The organism is Halomonas sp. (assembly GCF_033549285.1).
Taxonomy (GTDB): Bacteria; Pseudomonadota; Gammaproteobacteria; order Pseudomonadales; family Halomonadaceae; genus Halomonas.
Genome location: NZ_JAWSUJ010000091.1, coordinates 1 through 12972, shown reverse-complemented (window position 1 = coordinate 12972; position 12972 = coordinate 1). Strand labels below are relative to the sequence as shown.

The window sequence follows — 12972 nt, the reverse complement described above, 5'->3', positions numbered from 1 at the left end:
CAATGACACCTTCGTGGAGCTACCCACACGGCAACGCACCCCACCCTGAACATCACCCTTGTCCAGCAATGGACAAGGGTAGCACCAGGCGGCTGCGTAGCCCCACGCTGGAGGGGAAAAGCTGGATGTGGGCGCCTCATCGGCATCAACGGTTTTGTCCATTAATGGACAGTGCACCGGCCGGGCGGCTAATCAAGCATGGCCACCGGCAATGACACCTTCGTGGAGCTACCCACACGGCAACGCACCCCACCCTGAACATCACCCTTGTCCAGCAATGGACAAGGATAGCGCCGGCCGGCAGAACAGATATCTGTGTCGAGATCAACCTATGCCGGCGAGTCATCTCGCCCTATCGGCTCCAACGGTTTTGTCCATTGATGGACAGGACCAACGCACGGTGCAGCAGTATCAGGTACTCGCAGTTTAGGACAGGCTGTATCCGCTCGACAGACCGGAGTTAACGGCCGTGTCCAGCGCTGGACAGCACCAACGCACGGTGCAGCAGTATCAGGTACTCGCCATTTAGGACAGCCTGTATCCGCTCGACCGACCGGAGTTAACGCCGTGTCCAGCGCTGGACAAGGCCAGTACCTGTCGGCAGAACAGATACCCGCGTCGAATTCATCCTATACTGGCACGTCATCTCGAATAATCGACTTCAATGGCTTTGTCCAGCGCTGGACAGGGACAGCGCCTGGTACCGAATCAGATTCCCGCCAGCGGGGATTTCCTGTGTCCGCGCGACAGGTCAAAATCGATGGCTTTGTCCATTACTGGACAGGACCAACGTACGGTGCAGCAGGATCAGGTATCCGCCACCGAGGACATCTCGTGTCGGCTCAACAGCTCGGGCTCGATGGCCTTTTCCATTGGTAGATAAACAGATTCACGGCATCGTGGGGATCCTGTGTCGGCGTGCCCTCGCGCATCACTGGCCTTATCCATTACTAAACAAACAGATTCCCAGCATCGGGGAACCTGTGTCGGAACATCCTCGCACATAGATGGCCTTGCCTGGCGCTGGATACATCACGGGTAAAGTGTAGGAGGCAATGACTACTTCGTGGAGCTATCCACACGGCTAAACTCCCATTTCGAGAACATCAGCCTTGTCCAGCGCTGGACAGATCACGAGCAAGGCATCTGAAGCAGCGACTCATTCATGGAGCTACTGTCACTGCTAAAAGGCCCTTTCAAGAAGATCAGTTTTGTCCATTACTGGACAGAGCCAGCGACTGGCATCGGATCAGGCATCACCATCGGTAGTGACTCCTTCGCGGAGCTGGTCGCGCGGCAGCTCGGCATCGATGGCGTTGTACATTGCTGGACAAACAGATGCACGGCATCGGAGATCCTGTGTCGGTACGTCCTTGAGCATCGATGGTCTTGTCCATTACTGGACAGAATGTGACCTGGTACCGGCCCGGAAACCCGCCATCGAGGACATCCTGTATCGGGACACCCTCTCAGCAGCGCTGGCTTTGTCCAGCGCTGGACAGCGCCAGTACCTGCCGGTAGAACAGAGACCAGCGTCGGGGGCATCCTATGCCAGCGTGCACTCTCAGCAGATCGAAATCGTTGATTTTGTCCATCGCTGGACAGGGCCAGCACCTGGTGCCAGCTCATATACTCGCCATCGGTGACATCCTGTATCGGAGTTTTCTCCCCTCGGTAAGGCATTGTCTGGTTTGTCCAGCGCTGGACAGAGCCCGCGCTTGGCATCCGACTAGCCATTGATAGTGATTTCCTCGAGGATCCGCCCGCACCCCAGTACGCCCCCATCTTGAACATCAGCCTTTTCCAGCAATGGACAGGGGCAGCGCCTAGTGCCGGAGTAGATCCCCACCAACACGGCCACTCTATGTCGCCACGTTCGCTCAGCAGCTCTCAATCATATGTTTTGTCCATTAATGGACAGAGCACGCGCCAGGCATCGGGTCGGGCATCGCCTACGGTAAGACATTTGCATGGCACTGCGTGCACAGCTACAAGGAAACTTGGCACCTATGGTCTTGTCCAGTAATGGACAAACAGGTTCCCGGCCACGGACAAAACGGAAAAAGACTTACTCGATGGGAGTGTAATCATCTTGTCCTCAAATGGTGATTAGACAGCCATTGGCATGAACATCCACAAAGGTATTTAAGGACTACACATGCCTTGCCAACTAATCACTAGATCTGCTTGCACCACACACAACTCACTCCTATTATAACTGAGAGTATAAGAGGAGACAGATATGCTACTCAGCCAGGAAGACAGAAAGAGAGAAAAGGAAGCGTTGCACGAACGGTACCGAAATAAGATACCGCCTGATAGGCTGGAAGCTTTCATTGAGCAGCTTTGCACGAGCCGAGTCATCCCTGCCAAAGCGACATGGGCATCAGCAGAAGAGGGTATCGCAAAGAGGACATGCATCGTAAAAGACTGGGAAGTCGTCAATGTCATAGATTCCGACGAGCCTATGCAGCTCTTGTTTTCTGACCATGTCATATCAGACTACAAAACTCGCTTCATGCGTGGTGGCTATGTTTTCACCAGCTTCATAATTCATTTCGATGAAGAAAGGGGTTTGGTCCAGACCAGAAACTCACTTTACTGTTTGAAGGGTGACGGAGAAGAAGTCAATGCCACACTACGGGAGGCTTACAATATGCGCTCTCTGGGGCAGTCCCTGCATGTGCTAAGGAATGTAGAGGGTCAGCTAGGGCCAAATGCATTTTTCACTGGGCCTGATGATGACTGAGAGCCCCAGCCTGTTCCGTGGCTACGACAATGACGACATACCTTGCCCACCATACTGGCCATGGAATAGCCGGTAACCTATCGGAAACTGGGCACTCGACACGTCTTCAAAATGAGTTTGTCCATCGCACATGGTCAGAACGGTCGAGCGCAATATCGGCACCATCCAGGGTCACACCGAGTAGTCCTCAGGCATAGCCGCCCTGGTCGATGTGCTCAATATAGCTCAGCACGTCAGCCATCCTCCCCCGGGCGACCAATTGCTGGGCCGTGAGGTCTCCCAGTGCGGGGATTGGCGTCTCCCTATACCAGCGCAGCGCTTCTTCTCTAGATCCCGCCCATACCTCGACACGAGGCAAAATGACTTTCTCCGCTGGGTCCTTGCCGTGTATCTGATCGATTCGATAATGCAGGAAAGACATGATCTCCTCAGGATCGCGGAGCTGATGCATCTCGGGGTGGCCTGATGGGTGATCGATGCCCTGGACGCTGACGTAAAACCCGGCATCTGAGAAGGCTGTAGATATGGTGATAGTGCATTGGCTTCCTTGGGCATCGGTCGTTCTAAGGAAGGCCTCGCGGCTCCAAAGATCCACGTCGACGCCCTCTCCCGCAAAATCACTTCTGCGGGACTCCAGGGTGCGCAGAAGTCGTTTCTCCATTTGACGCCGCATGCGCATCGACCAGTGAGGCATAGTAGACTACCCTTTAGAGATGGAAAAGATGTTACGTGTTGATGACTATAGCTCACTCCGCTTTATAATGTGGAGCTTCCCAGGGGTTAAAGAAATTTCTCGGGAAGACGCACATATGCACTACGCGTCGACGTGGGAATATGTCTTTATTCGCTCGCTTGAAGATCACGAAATTCAGTTCATAAATAGCTTGATAGAGGAATTTGGCCCGATTATTCCTCAGTATCGCACATTTCAAAGCTATAGCAATGAGCAGCCCTATACCTCAGGTCGTTCGATCACTCAACTCTCCCCGCTCACCACTCCCATTGTAATTACCGTGGAAGACTACCCGCAATTAAAAAAAAGCGCACTCCGCCATGATTTAATCGACACAGAGATGACGCGGAACGATGCGTTTCTTTGGTACACAGAGCATTGGTACGATATTGAACTGGATACGATGGTTGATCGCGAAAGTCGCTTCATCAATGAACTGATTTTTGAATTCGGGCCTATCCTGCCATCTATCGACCCCGAAGATGAGGATGTTGTCGGAAAGCCCATCATCAGCGTGAGACCGCTAGTCATCAGCTGGATAGAACGACCGGTGAAATAACTTAACGCTTCCGCGCAGCAGATCCAGAGGTGTCTTAGTCTGGTCAGGCCCGCGTGACGACACATGAGGTCCGATATAGACCCCATCAGTCACAAGCACGCCATTCGCCGCCACCTTCACCGCCTAAGCGCCCGCTGTGCCTGCCTGATCGATCAGCACATCCAGCTCCAGCGAATAGCCTTCCCGCGCCGAGCAACGCTGTACTGGGCATCAGGGTGCGATTCAGAAACCTGTTTTGTGAATTTCTCAAGCGCCGCCACCTCAACTTCATCTAGTTCAATCATCGCGCCCTCCTCTCTAGTTTCATCACTTCTTCCTGGTGATCCAATACGCTGCAAAAGCAACGGCGACTGCTAAAATAAGCAGCGGTGATGCCACCAAAATCATTTCTAGATACTCATTCATAACTGCCCCCTATACCTCTACCCTAAACATAACAAATAGCATACAAACCGCAAGCAATGTAGAAAAATAGCCAATGTAATCGATGGCTTCCTATTGCCATTTTAAAAAATCTTTTCTATAATCAAGCTCCGCCAAAAGGAAAACATGATGACTAACGAAGCACAAATAAAATCAGTTGCAAGGGATGTTAAAGATTTTGACTTTGAGGCTGGCCATGGTGGTGGTGTTGGTGAATACACTGCGGATATAAAAGTAGGCGAAAAAGAGTTTTCTGCTAACCTCTGTTACGAGTATTTTTATAACGACATCAGAGGGTTTGGGTCCCTGCCTGCATGGGTAGTAGGTGAAAGCGATGGTGCGCAGCTCGGCAACTTCTCAAAAATTGAGATGGCAGCGGAAAAAGCAGGCATTGATATTGATGAGAATGCTATTTATGAGATCATCGACGACCTTGAGAGCCAGGTCGAGTCCTATGTAGAAGAAAACTATAACACTTCTATTGAGGCTATCCAGGAAGCTTTCGAAACAAGACAGGCAGAGTTAAGACAAGAGCGTGATGAAGAATTCAGCATGGGCATGTAACCCTCAACCATTACGCTAAGCACGCCACAAAGCCTCCAGCTAGCCCTGGAGGCTTTGTTTACCTTGGCCCCATCCCACATGAAACCATCACAAGCCCTCCAAAAGCACCGTGACGCCATCCTGCGGATCATCGCTCTGCACCGAGGACTCTGCCCGAGGGTGTACGGCTCCGTGGCGCGTGGTGAGGATGTCGAAGGAAGCGACCTGGATATCCTCATTGAAGTGCTACCTGACGCTGATCTGTTCGATCTGGGCGCCATGCATACCGAGCTGGAAGCCCTCCTGGGCGTGGCCATCGACGTGAAGACCCTGAAGGAGCTGCCAGAGGCCTCCAGGGCAAGGGTGTTGCGGGAAGCCAGGGGCATCTGAGCTACTTACCCCGGCGGCCACAGCCGCGAAGTGTGCACCAATGCTCGGATCCAGACAGTGCTTATAGACCAGCCGGTAGTTCTCGTCCGGGAACCAGCTTACGCGTATCCGGCACGATGCCAGGACTGCCCCGCTCAGAAAAGTCCGTCAGGCGGTCGGCAGTGGCGCTGAACTGCTGATCCATTCGTACAGCGGCCTGGGGATTGCGCCCTTCCAGATAGTCCCATATCGCTACGCGGTGAGTGACCGCCTCGGGCATCCTGGCGACCCTCACGCCTGCCGCTCAGCCCGCGCTCATCGAGCGGCGAACTTGTGCCTCCACCTCGGCATTGGAAAGCCCCACACCGGCCTCCTTGGAGCGCCTGGAGGCATCGACCTTGTCTTGTAAGAATGCCTTATATTCTCGAGCCTCACGCTGCCTTTGGACGTACTCGCGCATCAGTTCGCGCACGACCCGAGATGCTGGACTGTGCGCTACATCAGCCTCTGCCAAGAACTCCTCGAGCAGCTCAGGCTCAAGTCTCATTGTGAACTCAGCTTGCTTCGCCATTATCCCGACACCCCACTATACTGGTATATCCCAAGTGTATACTCCGCCACCAGATACAGCTAGGAGGTTATATGAGTATTTTGCTAGCCCGGCAGGGTAATGATCTTAAGGTCGACATGGATGGCCTAATCATCCTTGTGCGCGGCCGTTACATTCTCAGCTCGCTGGGCTTCACAAAGAAGCGCCCCACTCCCCTTCCCGATATTGATACATTGCTATCGGCCTCCAAAAACCTGGATGATGGTGAGAAGACTGTACTCAAAGTCACAAATCAAATTGACCTAGAGGACAATATAGATAAAGCCATAAGTGAGACGATGAATGAAATATCCAAAGAGCAAAAGCGTAAATGGCTGAATGAGAGCATAGCAAAATCATTACCACGGTGAGGCAGGGTTTTATAAAGCCCAACCACTTAGCTTGCTACTTTTTCAGTGGCGGCAGATTATGCTTTCCATTAGCATCTACAGCGACGAGACTCTCGGGATCATCAGGATCGACTCCATAGCGGACAGCGCTTCCAGTCACGATATTCGGAAGGGATCCCGACTGACGGTCCGCTTCAAGCGACGCCAATATGTCATCGACATCAAAGTTTTCACTTGTACGCTTTTGCCACATGACCAACGTCCTATGCATAGACTATAGCCACAAGTATAGCAAAAGAGTACGGACCTATCCCATTACTGATGTGAGAGACCGCCATGAGATTCACCGTTACCATCAATGATGAACTGTATCAGCAGGCCATGGAGCTATCTGACCCGCGAATCGAGAAGCCGGCAGATCTCATTCATGAAGCCATCAAGACCTATGTACGAATCCAGGCGGCACGACGTCTATCTGCCTTGGATGGTGAGGCATCGAGTATGAAGGACATTCCGCGTCGAAAATAGTTGTTCGTCACCAGTGTTCCATGACATCAACCCAACGACGGCCTCAAAGCCCTCGTCGTTTAGAGTTCCGAGGAGGGTTCACGAAGGGCTGAAGCAACATCCGATCTAGCCGCAGGTCATCCGCTTCTCTGAAGTCCTCTATGCCGATCGTCATGCCGAGGTGTCCGGCGGATGGCTGATCTCGGTAAGTACCGAACAGTCGATCCCACCAAGGCAGGTTGAAGCCGAAGTTGCTGTCGGTTTCCTGGCGGATGATGGAGTGGTGGACACGATGCATGTCGGGCGTCACCACAATAAGGCGCAGCCAGCGGTCGATCCTAACGGGCAGGCGGACATTGCCATGGTTGAACATCGAGGTGGCATTGAGCAGGACCTCGAAGAGCAGTACCGCCACTGCCGGTGCTCCCAGCGCGGTCACCACGGCGAGCTTGATACCCATCGAGAGCAGGATCTCCAGGGGATGGAAGCGCAGGCCGGTGGTCACATCGAACTCCAGGTCCGCATGATGCATGCGATGCAGGCGCCATAGCCAGGGAACGGCGTGGAACAGCCGGTGCTGGAAGTAGATGGCCAGGTCCAGCGCAACGACTGACGCCACTATCGCCAGCCATCCCGGTACTGCCACCAGATTGAAGAGGCCCCAGCCCTGTTCGGCGGCAACCAGGGCAGCGCCGAGGGCGGCGAGCGGGAAGAACAGACGCACCGCCAAGGTATCGAGGACAACGATGGCCAGGTTGCTTGGCCAGCGCTGACGACGACGAATCCTCTGAGGCCGTCGCCTGGCAACGACCTCCCACAGTGCCATCGCCAGCAGTACGAAGGCGAAGGCCCCCCCGCGTATCATCGGCTCATGAGCCAGGAGGGAATCGGACATGGCGGTACCTCCTGTCATGCGATGGGCAGCCCCGCCGCTTTCCACTCCGGATACCCTTCCTCGAAGCTTCGGACTCGATAGCCGAGTTGCCGCAGGCGCTGTACGGCCTCGTGCGACAGGACACTGTAGGGGCTTGTCCCGGGGGACTCACCCTCGGCTCAACTCCGGGGTCTGACCTACCCTTCGGCCCCTCCCCCATCGGCTATGCTCCCCAGTCACGCTGCTGTCACCTTGCATGCTCAGGGTGACATCCTGATCCCGGGCTTTGAGGAGCTTGCCATGTGCGATGATCAGGCTTCCCCGGGCCGCATCCGCGAGGTCATTCGCGCTTTCCTGCTGCTGGGCCTGACCTCCTTCGGCGGCCCCATCGCCCACCTCGGCTACTTCCGCATCGAATTCGTGGAGCGGCGTCGCTGGTTCTCCGAGCAAGCCTATGCCGACCTGGTGGCGCTGTGCCAGTTCCTACCCGGACCCGCCAGTAGTCAGGTGGGCTTCGCCATGGGGCTGATGCGCGCCGGCCCTTGGGGAGCGGCAGCGGCCTGGACGGCCTTCACCCTGCCCTCGGCCATCGTGCTGGTACTGTTCGCCTTGGGGTCGGCCTTGCTTGATGGCCCCATCAGCCAGGGCATCATCCACGGCCTTAAGGTGACAGCAGTAGCCATCGTCGCCCACGCCGTGTGGGGCATGGCACGCAGTCTTTGTCCCGATCCCCGGCGCGCCGGTATTGCATTGACCGCCGTGTTCACCGTGGTGCTGGTTAGCGGTCCACTGGGCCAGGTTGCCGCCATCGTGATCGGTTCCCTGGCTGGCATGGCACTGTGTCGGGCCCACACTGAAGCCGACATTCCCGACCTGCCTTTGCCTGTCACCACACGTGCCGGCCATCTGGCGGGACTGGCTTTCGTTGTTTTGCTGCTCGGCCTGCCGCTGCTGGCTTGGGTCACGCCCTCCGCAGCCTTGGCGGTCATGGACGCCTTCTATCGCGCCGGTGCCCTGGTGTTCGGCGGCGGGCATGTGGTGCTGCCGCTGCTCGAGGCCGAGGTAGTGCAATCCGGCTGGGTCGGTGCGGACGAGTTCCTGACAGGCTACGGCGCCGCCCAAGCCATACCGGGGCCGTTATTCACCTTTGCCGCATATTTGGGCGCGGTGATGGGGCCGCTCGGCGGCAGCCTGTTAGGTGCCGCCCTGGCGCTGGTGATGATCTTCCTGCCCGGCATGTTGCTGCTGGTGGCAGTACTACCCCACTGGAACCGATTCCGCCGTTGGGATAGCGCGCAGGCTCTGATGCGCGGCGCCAATGCGGCAGTCGTGGGCATCCTGGGAGCCGCCCTCTACCAGCCGGTCTGGACCAGTGCCATTCTCGGCCCCCGAGAGTTCGCCCTGGCGCTCACCGGCTTTTTGCTGCTCAGCGTATGGAAGATGCCTGCCTGGGCGGTAGTAGTCATCCTTGCCGGCGGCGGCGTACTTATCACCTTGTAGCTGGAGTCGCCATCCATACCAAACAAGCGGTATCCCGATAACTGATACATGCCACGCAAACTCACCAGGTATCTGTTATCATCCCGTTTTGGCAAGTCTGAAGGAGCTACCAGGGAAGCTTAGCGAGGGTCATGAAGCCCTGTCAGTCAGGCAGCATGAGTTGGCGAGCCTCACCTCGGGGCTAAATTGAAAGCCCGCCAACTCTGTTGAGCAAGTGCTCCAATCACTCGCTGAAGCGTATAATTGTGTAACAACCCATGAATCCAGGAAACCATGTGCCCTCCTCAGTGTCCTACCGACAGCAAGACGTGCTTGATGAGATACTGGCCTTGCCCTTACGCGCCAGCACAACCCTGCGATATTGCCGTAACCGTCGAGTATCCCGGGTCAGCGCTTCGTGAAAGCACGACGCAGATGGCCTAGATACCACAGGCATTGACAGTGATCATCACTTGCGCATTCAATGGGCTACCAACATGATGCTGGAATGCATGTACGACGCTAGGGATCACGTCGTACCGACATCATCATGGAACCTTTGTTAAAGTTACTTTTCATCTGCGCATGCGGTGGCTGCAAGGATACTGGTGAAACAATGGCGTGATCCAATTTCAATAACACAAACCAACAGGTTTTTCGACATGCCCGAATTCCGCGAATCTCGCATTGGCATCCGCAATGCTTCGCTCATGCTTGGGGTGACCATTACTGAACTTCGAGAAGCCATCCTTTCTGGCAGCACCATTCAAGGCGTAATGCCCCCTAAGCCATTATTTAACGCCGGACAGCGAAAGTCTGAAATGATGTTCAAGGCGGGGGATATCATGGATTGCGCTGAAAACATACAAGCCTTTAAAACCAAAGGAGAAGCTGAATGACAGATCTGCAAGCGTTCGAAGAAGCATTATTGTCGTCACGGGATGATTTTGTCGAGCAGCACAACCGTTCGGTTCAACGCGCCCAGGAGCAGTTTGGCAAGCGACGTGTCTCTGCAAAAGAGATTGACCTTCCTCACCAGGTGACCGAAAAAGCCACTCAACAAACCAAAGGCAATAATTACAAAGGCGCCGCATATAAAACTGGATACATCATCAAGCTAGTCGTAAGAGAAAAGAAAATGAGTCTGCTCGATGAGGTCTTCGAGTACCAGTCTCCTAAAATCTCTGAGCTAGAAGCACGGATCGACGCAGAGAAAGCCGCGAAAGCGGCTGGTTACCCAATCATTGGCTATGTTCAATCTATTGAAAAGTTGTGATGGCGTTAAGATGGCGCTTGAGGAATATCTCCTTCTCGGCACATACGTGGCTTGGTGCCAGAGGCTGTTCCAGCACTACGGTATAATCGACATCCATGCCGGATCGGACTATAGTAGTACTAGCTATCCCTCTAGACTCAGGTGCCTGGATGACAACACTTACGTCCATCACGCTCAACGATGACCTGCAAAGGCGGGTTCAGCGCCTGGCAGAAGCTCGCCTGCGCCCTGTGGACTGGGTCATGCATGAAGCCATTGAACAGTACGTGGAGCGGGAGGAGAAGCGAGAGGCCCTCAATCAAGACACGCTAAAGGCCTGGGAGGACTACCAAGCCACCGGCCTTCACGCAACCGCTGACGAAGTCGAGAAGTGGCTGACCAGTTGGGGGAGCGCTGACGAAGTGCCCGCCCCAGTATGTGGCAAGTGACCGCTGGGCTATTGGGCTGTACTGCTGTTTCGCAAAACACCCTGAACCTCGGGTTTTTCTGGTTTCATGCTACAAGAGTGACCAGGAGGGTCTCGATGAGAGAAAATATTGACATGGACGACGTCCTAGAAAATTTAGAAAAAGCCCGTCGCACCGGAAAACTCGCACGGGTAGTATCTCGCAGTGATATGAGATATGGAGTCGACCCTGAGGATCCTGAGCGACTCGTGTCGATCGACAAAGAGGGCCGCAAGCGACAGTTACCTAGAAAACTGGATTCAGAATAGACCCAAGCTGGAGGGTGCTATGGAGGACAAAGGAAAAGGCACTCTGAACGATCATCAGGAGGCAACAGATTTTATCGGGTCACTCCCCTACTCTGTCCAACAAAGACTTTTTAATTTTGCGGAAGAGCGCCAGGAGATCGGTAAGTCGCTGATTGCTGTGTTACGGGAAGAGGCCCGCACTTTGCAACTGTATGACGCGATTTACGCCGATGTCGATACTGACTATGACTTAGCTAACCCGACGCTTTCACGCACTATCAGGGACTGTATTGACCATACTGGCCGTGTGCCGGATGGAGCTGACCGGGACTCTCTTCTCCGCGAGTGCCCCCAGATCCTGGATGCGATAGAAAGCGCATATAAAAAGCATGCTATTGGACAGCTCGGGACATAATCAAACAGAACAAAGCACATGCTCATGATATGAATCGTCTACTGTAAGCCTACAACCTCTTTTTATATTGTAGGGAATGCTGTTCAGTCACAATCAAGGGCCAAATAAATTATTTAGCTACTATCATCCAGTATCGGAACTGCCTCCAAGCGCTCTCTCAAGAGTCCTCAAACCCGCGTGGTGATTGCAATTCTTGGCGTAACCACTCTTGTACCTCAGCACACACCTCATCGTTGAATTCGGGCGAGACTATAGCTGGATCCACCCCCGGCTCATCTCGAAAGAAGAAACGATCAGGGATGGAAATCGAACCGCCCCCTCTCAGATAGGCGACGATTTCCCCACTCCAAGAAGGGAGGTAGGCACTTTCGCTTTGCAGGCACTCTAGTGCCTCGCGGAAGGTCTCCAGCGGCTGAGGGAACCTATCTCGCAGGTCAAAGGCCCGATAAGCAAAAATCCGGTCCAGCGGATCTTCTGGCGCAGGTGATGATTGCTGATTCATACCTCCCCCTTCTGTCACGCGTACCAGCTCTCATACTAGCCGATCGCCCGTGGTAGCGCTTCCTATTGTTGGCGGAACTGGGATGGATGAAGACATAGATTCATCTTGCCAGTCATACATCTACAGGAGTTGTGGCAGCGCTCTATCCGTACATCGGGGAAGACGCTCATACCTCGTTACACGAGGGACTCCGCCATGAACGCATACACCCTCCAGACAACAAAAAACCCCACACCGCTGAGCGCATGTGGGGCTTCATGATCGAGCTTCAGCATCTATAGCCGTGCTGAATCAGTCCTCGGTGCGGACCAACCAAGACTCGACCGTCTCATCACCGTGCTCTTCCTTCCAGGCCTTGAGGGTCTTCTGGTTACCGCCACGGGTCTCTACGACTTCACCCGTGTTCGGGTTCTTGTAAATTTTCAGCTTGCGCTTGCGGCGAACGCCAGTCGAAGGCGCTGCGGAAGAAGAAGCAGGCTTCGGGTCCAGTAGAGCAATGACATCCGCAGCGCTCTTCTCGTAGTCCTTCATCAGTGCCTCAAGCTTGTCCTTGAACTCAATCTCGGCCTGGAGGCGTGGATCAGCTCGCATCTCTTCAAGCTGCTTTTCCAGCTGCTGCTTTTGTTGCTCGTGCTGTGCGTAGGCCGTCAGGAGGCTTGACATAGAATAGGTCTCTAACTGTTGAATTTACATGTGGCATGATAATTAACGAAAAATAGAAACGCAACGAGATTCTTGCTTTCATCGCGTGGGTAGGTGGACAGGACCAGATGGAGGTGCACGCGCTCGAACGCAACTCACATCCGCTCGGACTAGGCTGCAACCTCAGGGCATGTCAATGGCCATCAGAACTGACCCACCAGTGGCCAACAAAAATGACCCACCCGTGATCGTCAGCTGAGCGTCTTCT

Annotated in this window: 18 protein-coding genes; 11 read left to right on the top strand and 7 right to left on the bottom strand. The window is 54.4% G+C overall.

Going from position 1 to position 12972, the window contains the following annotated elements:
• The first annotated feature begins 2242 nt into the window (after positions 1-2242).
• Positions 2243-2749, top strand: coding sequence for a DUF6957 family protein (locus SCI24_RS16855; RefSeq protein ID WP_318726485.1), 507 nt, complete (start codon positions 2243-2245; stop codon positions 2747-2749).
• A 187-nt stretch (positions 2750-2936) separates the two neighbouring features.
• Here SCI24_RS16855 and SCI24_RS16850 read toward each other — a convergent pair whose 3' ends face one another.
• Complete coding sequence (locus SCI24_RS16850; protein ID WP_318726484.1) at positions 2937-3410, bottom strand: hypothetical protein; 474 nt, start codon at positions 3408-3410, stop codon at positions 2937-2939.
• 61 nt (positions 3411-3471) lie between these two features.
• Between SCI24_RS16850 and SCI24_RS16845 the strand changes: the two genes are divergently transcribed.
• The gene (locus tag SCI24_RS16845) at positions 3472-4041 is read left to right on the top strand and encodes a hypothetical protein (protein ID WP_318726483.1); all 570 of its coding nucleotides are present in this window, start codon (positions 3472-3474) and stop codon (positions 4039-4041) included.
• A 152-nt stretch (positions 4042-4193) separates the two neighbouring features.
• Here SCI24_RS16845 and SCI24_RS16840 read toward each other — a convergent pair whose 3' ends face one another.
• On the bottom strand, positions 4194-4325 hold the full coding sequence (locus SCI24_RS16840) for a hypothetical protein (RefSeq protein ID WP_318726482.1): 132 nt from the start codon (positions 4323-4325) through the stop codon (positions 4194-4196).
• Between the two features lie 268 nt (positions 4326-4593).
• Here SCI24_RS16840 and SCI24_RS16835 point away from each other — a divergent pair, with 268 nt between their 5' ends.
• Positions 4594-5028: a hypothetical protein gene (locus SCI24_RS16835; RefSeq protein WP_318726481.1), complete on the top strand. Its 435-nt coding sequence runs from the start codon at positions 4594-4596 to the stop codon at positions 5026-5028.
• Positions 5029-5106: 78 nt separating this feature from the next.
• Complete coding sequence (locus SCI24_RS16830; RefSeq protein ID WP_318726480.1) at positions 5107-5397, top strand: nucleotidyltransferase family protein; 291 nt, start codon at positions 5107-5109, stop codon at positions 5395-5397.
• A 61-nt stretch (positions 5398-5458) separates the two neighbouring features.
• On the opposite strand, the gene SCI24_RS16825 is transcribed toward SCI24_RS16830, so the two are convergent.
• Positions 5459-5656 (bottom strand): type II toxin-antitoxin system RelE/ParE family toxin, encoded by a 198-nt coding sequence (locus SCI24_RS16825; RefSeq protein ID WP_318726479.1) that lies wholly within the window; start codon positions 5654-5656, stop codon positions 5459-5461.
• 24 nt (positions 5657-5680) lie between these two features.
• Positions 5681-5947 (bottom strand): antitoxin of toxin-antitoxin stability system, encoded by a 267-nt coding sequence (locus SCI24_RS16820; RefSeq protein ID WP_318726478.1) that lies wholly within the window; start codon positions 5945-5947, stop codon positions 5681-5683.
• 71 nt (positions 5948-6018) lie between these two features.
• Here SCI24_RS16820 and SCI24_RS16815 point away from each other — a divergent pair, with 71 nt between their 5' ends.
• Together SCI24_RS16815 and SCI24_RS16810 are read left to right on the top strand one after the other, a co-directional pair.
• Entirely contained in the window at positions 6019-6336 is a 318-nt protein-coding gene (locus tag SCI24_RS16815) for a hypothetical protein (RefSeq protein ID WP_318726477.1), read from the top strand.
• Positions 6337-6651: 315 nt separating this feature from the next.
• The gene (locus SCI24_RS16810; RefSeq protein WP_318726476.1) at positions 6652-6843 is read left to right on the top strand and encodes a type II toxin-antitoxin system VapB family antitoxin; all 192 of its coding nucleotides are present in this window, start codon (positions 6652-6654) and stop codon (positions 6841-6843) included.
• A gap of 43 nt (positions 6844-6886) precedes the next feature.
• Here SCI24_RS16810 and SCI24_RS16805 read toward each other — a convergent pair whose 3' ends face one another.
• Entirely contained in the window at positions 6887-7717 is an 831-nt protein-coding gene (locus SCI24_RS16805) for a sterol desaturase family protein (protein ID WP_318726475.1), read from the bottom strand.
• 279 nt (positions 7718-7996) lie between these two features.
• On the opposite strand from SCI24_RS16805, the gene chrA reads away from it, so the two are divergent.
• The 5 genes from chrA (at position 7997) to SCI24_RS16780 (ending at position 11560) form a co-directional block, all read left to right on the top strand.
• Positions 7997-9196 carry a chromate efflux transporter gene (gene chrA / locus SCI24_RS16800; protein ID WP_318726474.1) on the top strand — a complete coding sequence of 400 codons (1200 nt, stop codon included), beginning with the start codon at positions 7997-7999 and terminating at the stop codon, positions 9194-9196.
• A gap of 587 nt (positions 9197-9783) precedes the next feature.
• Positions 9784-10074 (top strand): hypothetical protein, encoded by a 291-nt coding sequence (locus tag SCI24_RS16795; RefSeq protein ID WP_318726473.1) that lies wholly within the window; start codon positions 9784-9786, stop codon positions 10072-10074.
• Positions 10071-10451 (top strand): hypothetical protein, encoded by a 381-nt coding sequence (locus SCI24_RS16790; RefSeq protein WP_318726472.1) that lies wholly within the window; start codon positions 10071-10073, stop codon positions 10449-10451. Before SCI24_RS16795 ends, SCI24_RS16790 begins: the two co-directional genes overlap by 4 nt.
• 149 nt (positions 10452-10600) lie before the next feature.
• Positions 10601-10879 carry a CopG family ribbon-helix-helix protein gene (locus SCI24_RS16785; protein ID WP_318726471.1) on the top strand — a complete coding sequence of 93 codons (279 nt, stop codon included), beginning with the start codon at positions 10601-10603 and terminating at the stop codon, positions 10877-10879.
• Between the two features lie 306 nt (positions 10880-11185).
• Entirely contained in the window at positions 11186-11560 is a 375-nt protein-coding gene (locus tag SCI24_RS16780; protein ID WP_318726470.1) for a hypothetical protein, read from the top strand.
• Between the two features lie 157 nt (positions 11561-11717).
• On the opposite strand, the gene SCI24_RS16775 is transcribed toward SCI24_RS16780, so the two are convergent.
• Both SCI24_RS16775 and SCI24_RS16770 read right to left on the bottom strand, forming a co-directional pair.
• Positions 11718-12062 carry a hypothetical protein gene (locus SCI24_RS16775; RefSeq protein ID WP_318726469.1) on the bottom strand — a complete coding sequence of 115 codons (345 nt, stop codon included), beginning with the start codon at positions 12060-12062 and terminating at the stop codon, positions 11718-11720.
• A 291-nt stretch (positions 12063-12353) separates the two neighbouring features.
• Positions 12354-12725 carry a histone-like nucleoid-structuring protein, MvaT/MvaU family gene (locus tag SCI24_RS16770; protein ID WP_318726468.1) on the bottom strand — a complete coding sequence of 124 codons (372 nt, stop codon included), beginning with the start codon at positions 12723-12725 and terminating at the stop codon, positions 12354-12356.
• Positions 12726-12972 lie beyond the last annotated feature (247 nt).

Excerpts from the sequence above, each read along its gene's own strand:
- SCI24_RS16855 (WP_318726485.1), top strand. The coding sequence starts at position 2,243 with ATGCTACTCAGCCAGGAAGACAGAAAGAGAGAAAAGGAAGCGTTGCAC.
- SCI24_RS16850 (WP_318726484.1), bottom strand. The coding sequence starts at position 3,410 with ATGGAGAAACGACTTCTGCGCACCCTGGAGTCCCGCAGAAGTGATTTT.
- SCI24_RS16845 (WP_318726483.1), top strand. The coding sequence starts at position 3,472 with ATGTTACGTGTTGATGACTATAGCTCACTCCGCTTTATAATGTGGAGC.
- SCI24_RS16840 (WP_318726482.1), bottom strand. The coding sequence starts at position 4,325 with ATGATTGAACTAGATGAAGTTGAGGTGGCGGCGCTTGAGAAATTCACA.
- SCI24_RS16835 (WP_318726481.1), top strand. The coding sequence starts at position 4,594 with ATGACTAACGAAGCACAAATAAAATCAGTTGCAAGGGATGTTAAAGAT.
- SCI24_RS16830 (WP_318726480.1), top strand. The coding sequence starts at position 5,107 with ATGAAACCATCACAAGCCCTCCAAAAGCACCGTGACGCCATCCTGCGG.
- SCI24_RS16825 (WP_318726479.1), bottom strand. The coding sequence starts at position 5,656 with ATGCCCGAGGCGGTCACTCACCGCGTAGCGATATGGGACTATCTGGAA.
- SCI24_RS16820 (WP_318726478.1), bottom strand. The coding sequence starts at position 5,947 with ATGGCGAAGCAAGCTGAGTTCACAATGAGACTTGAGCCTGAGCTGCTC.
- SCI24_RS16815 (WP_318726477.1), top strand. The coding sequence starts at position 6,019 with ATGAGTATTTTGCTAGCCCGGCAGGGTAATGATCTTAAGGTCGACATG.
- SCI24_RS16810 (WP_318726476.1), top strand. The coding sequence starts at position 6,652 with ATGAGATTCACCGTTACCATCAATGATGAACTGTATCAGCAGGCCATG.
- SCI24_RS16805 (WP_318726475.1), bottom strand. The coding sequence starts at position 7,717 with ATGTCCGATTCCCTCCTGGCTCATGAGCCGATGATACGCGGGGGGGCC.
- chrA (WP_318726474.1), top strand. The coding sequence starts at position 7,997 with ATGTGCGATGATCAGGCTTCCCCGGGCCGCATCCGCGAGGTCATTCGC.
- SCI24_RS16790 (WP_318726472.1), top strand. The coding sequence starts at position 10,071 with ATGACAGATCTGCAAGCGTTCGAAGAAGCATTATTGTCGTCACGGGAT.
- SCI24_RS16785 (WP_318726471.1), top strand. The coding sequence starts at position 10,601 with ATGACAACACTTACGTCCATCACGCTCAACGATGACCTGCAAAGGCGG.
- SCI24_RS16780 (WP_318726470.1), top strand. The coding sequence starts at position 11,186 with ATGGAGGACAAAGGAAAAGGCACTCTGAACGATCATCAGGAGGCAACA.
- SCI24_RS16775 (WP_318726469.1), bottom strand. The coding sequence starts at position 12,062 with ATGAATCAGCAATCATCACCTGCGCCAGAAGATCCGCTGGACCGGATT.
- SCI24_RS16770 (WP_318726468.1), bottom strand. The coding sequence starts at position 12,725 with ATGTCAAGCCTCCTGACGGCCTACGCACAGCACGAGCAACAAAAGCAG.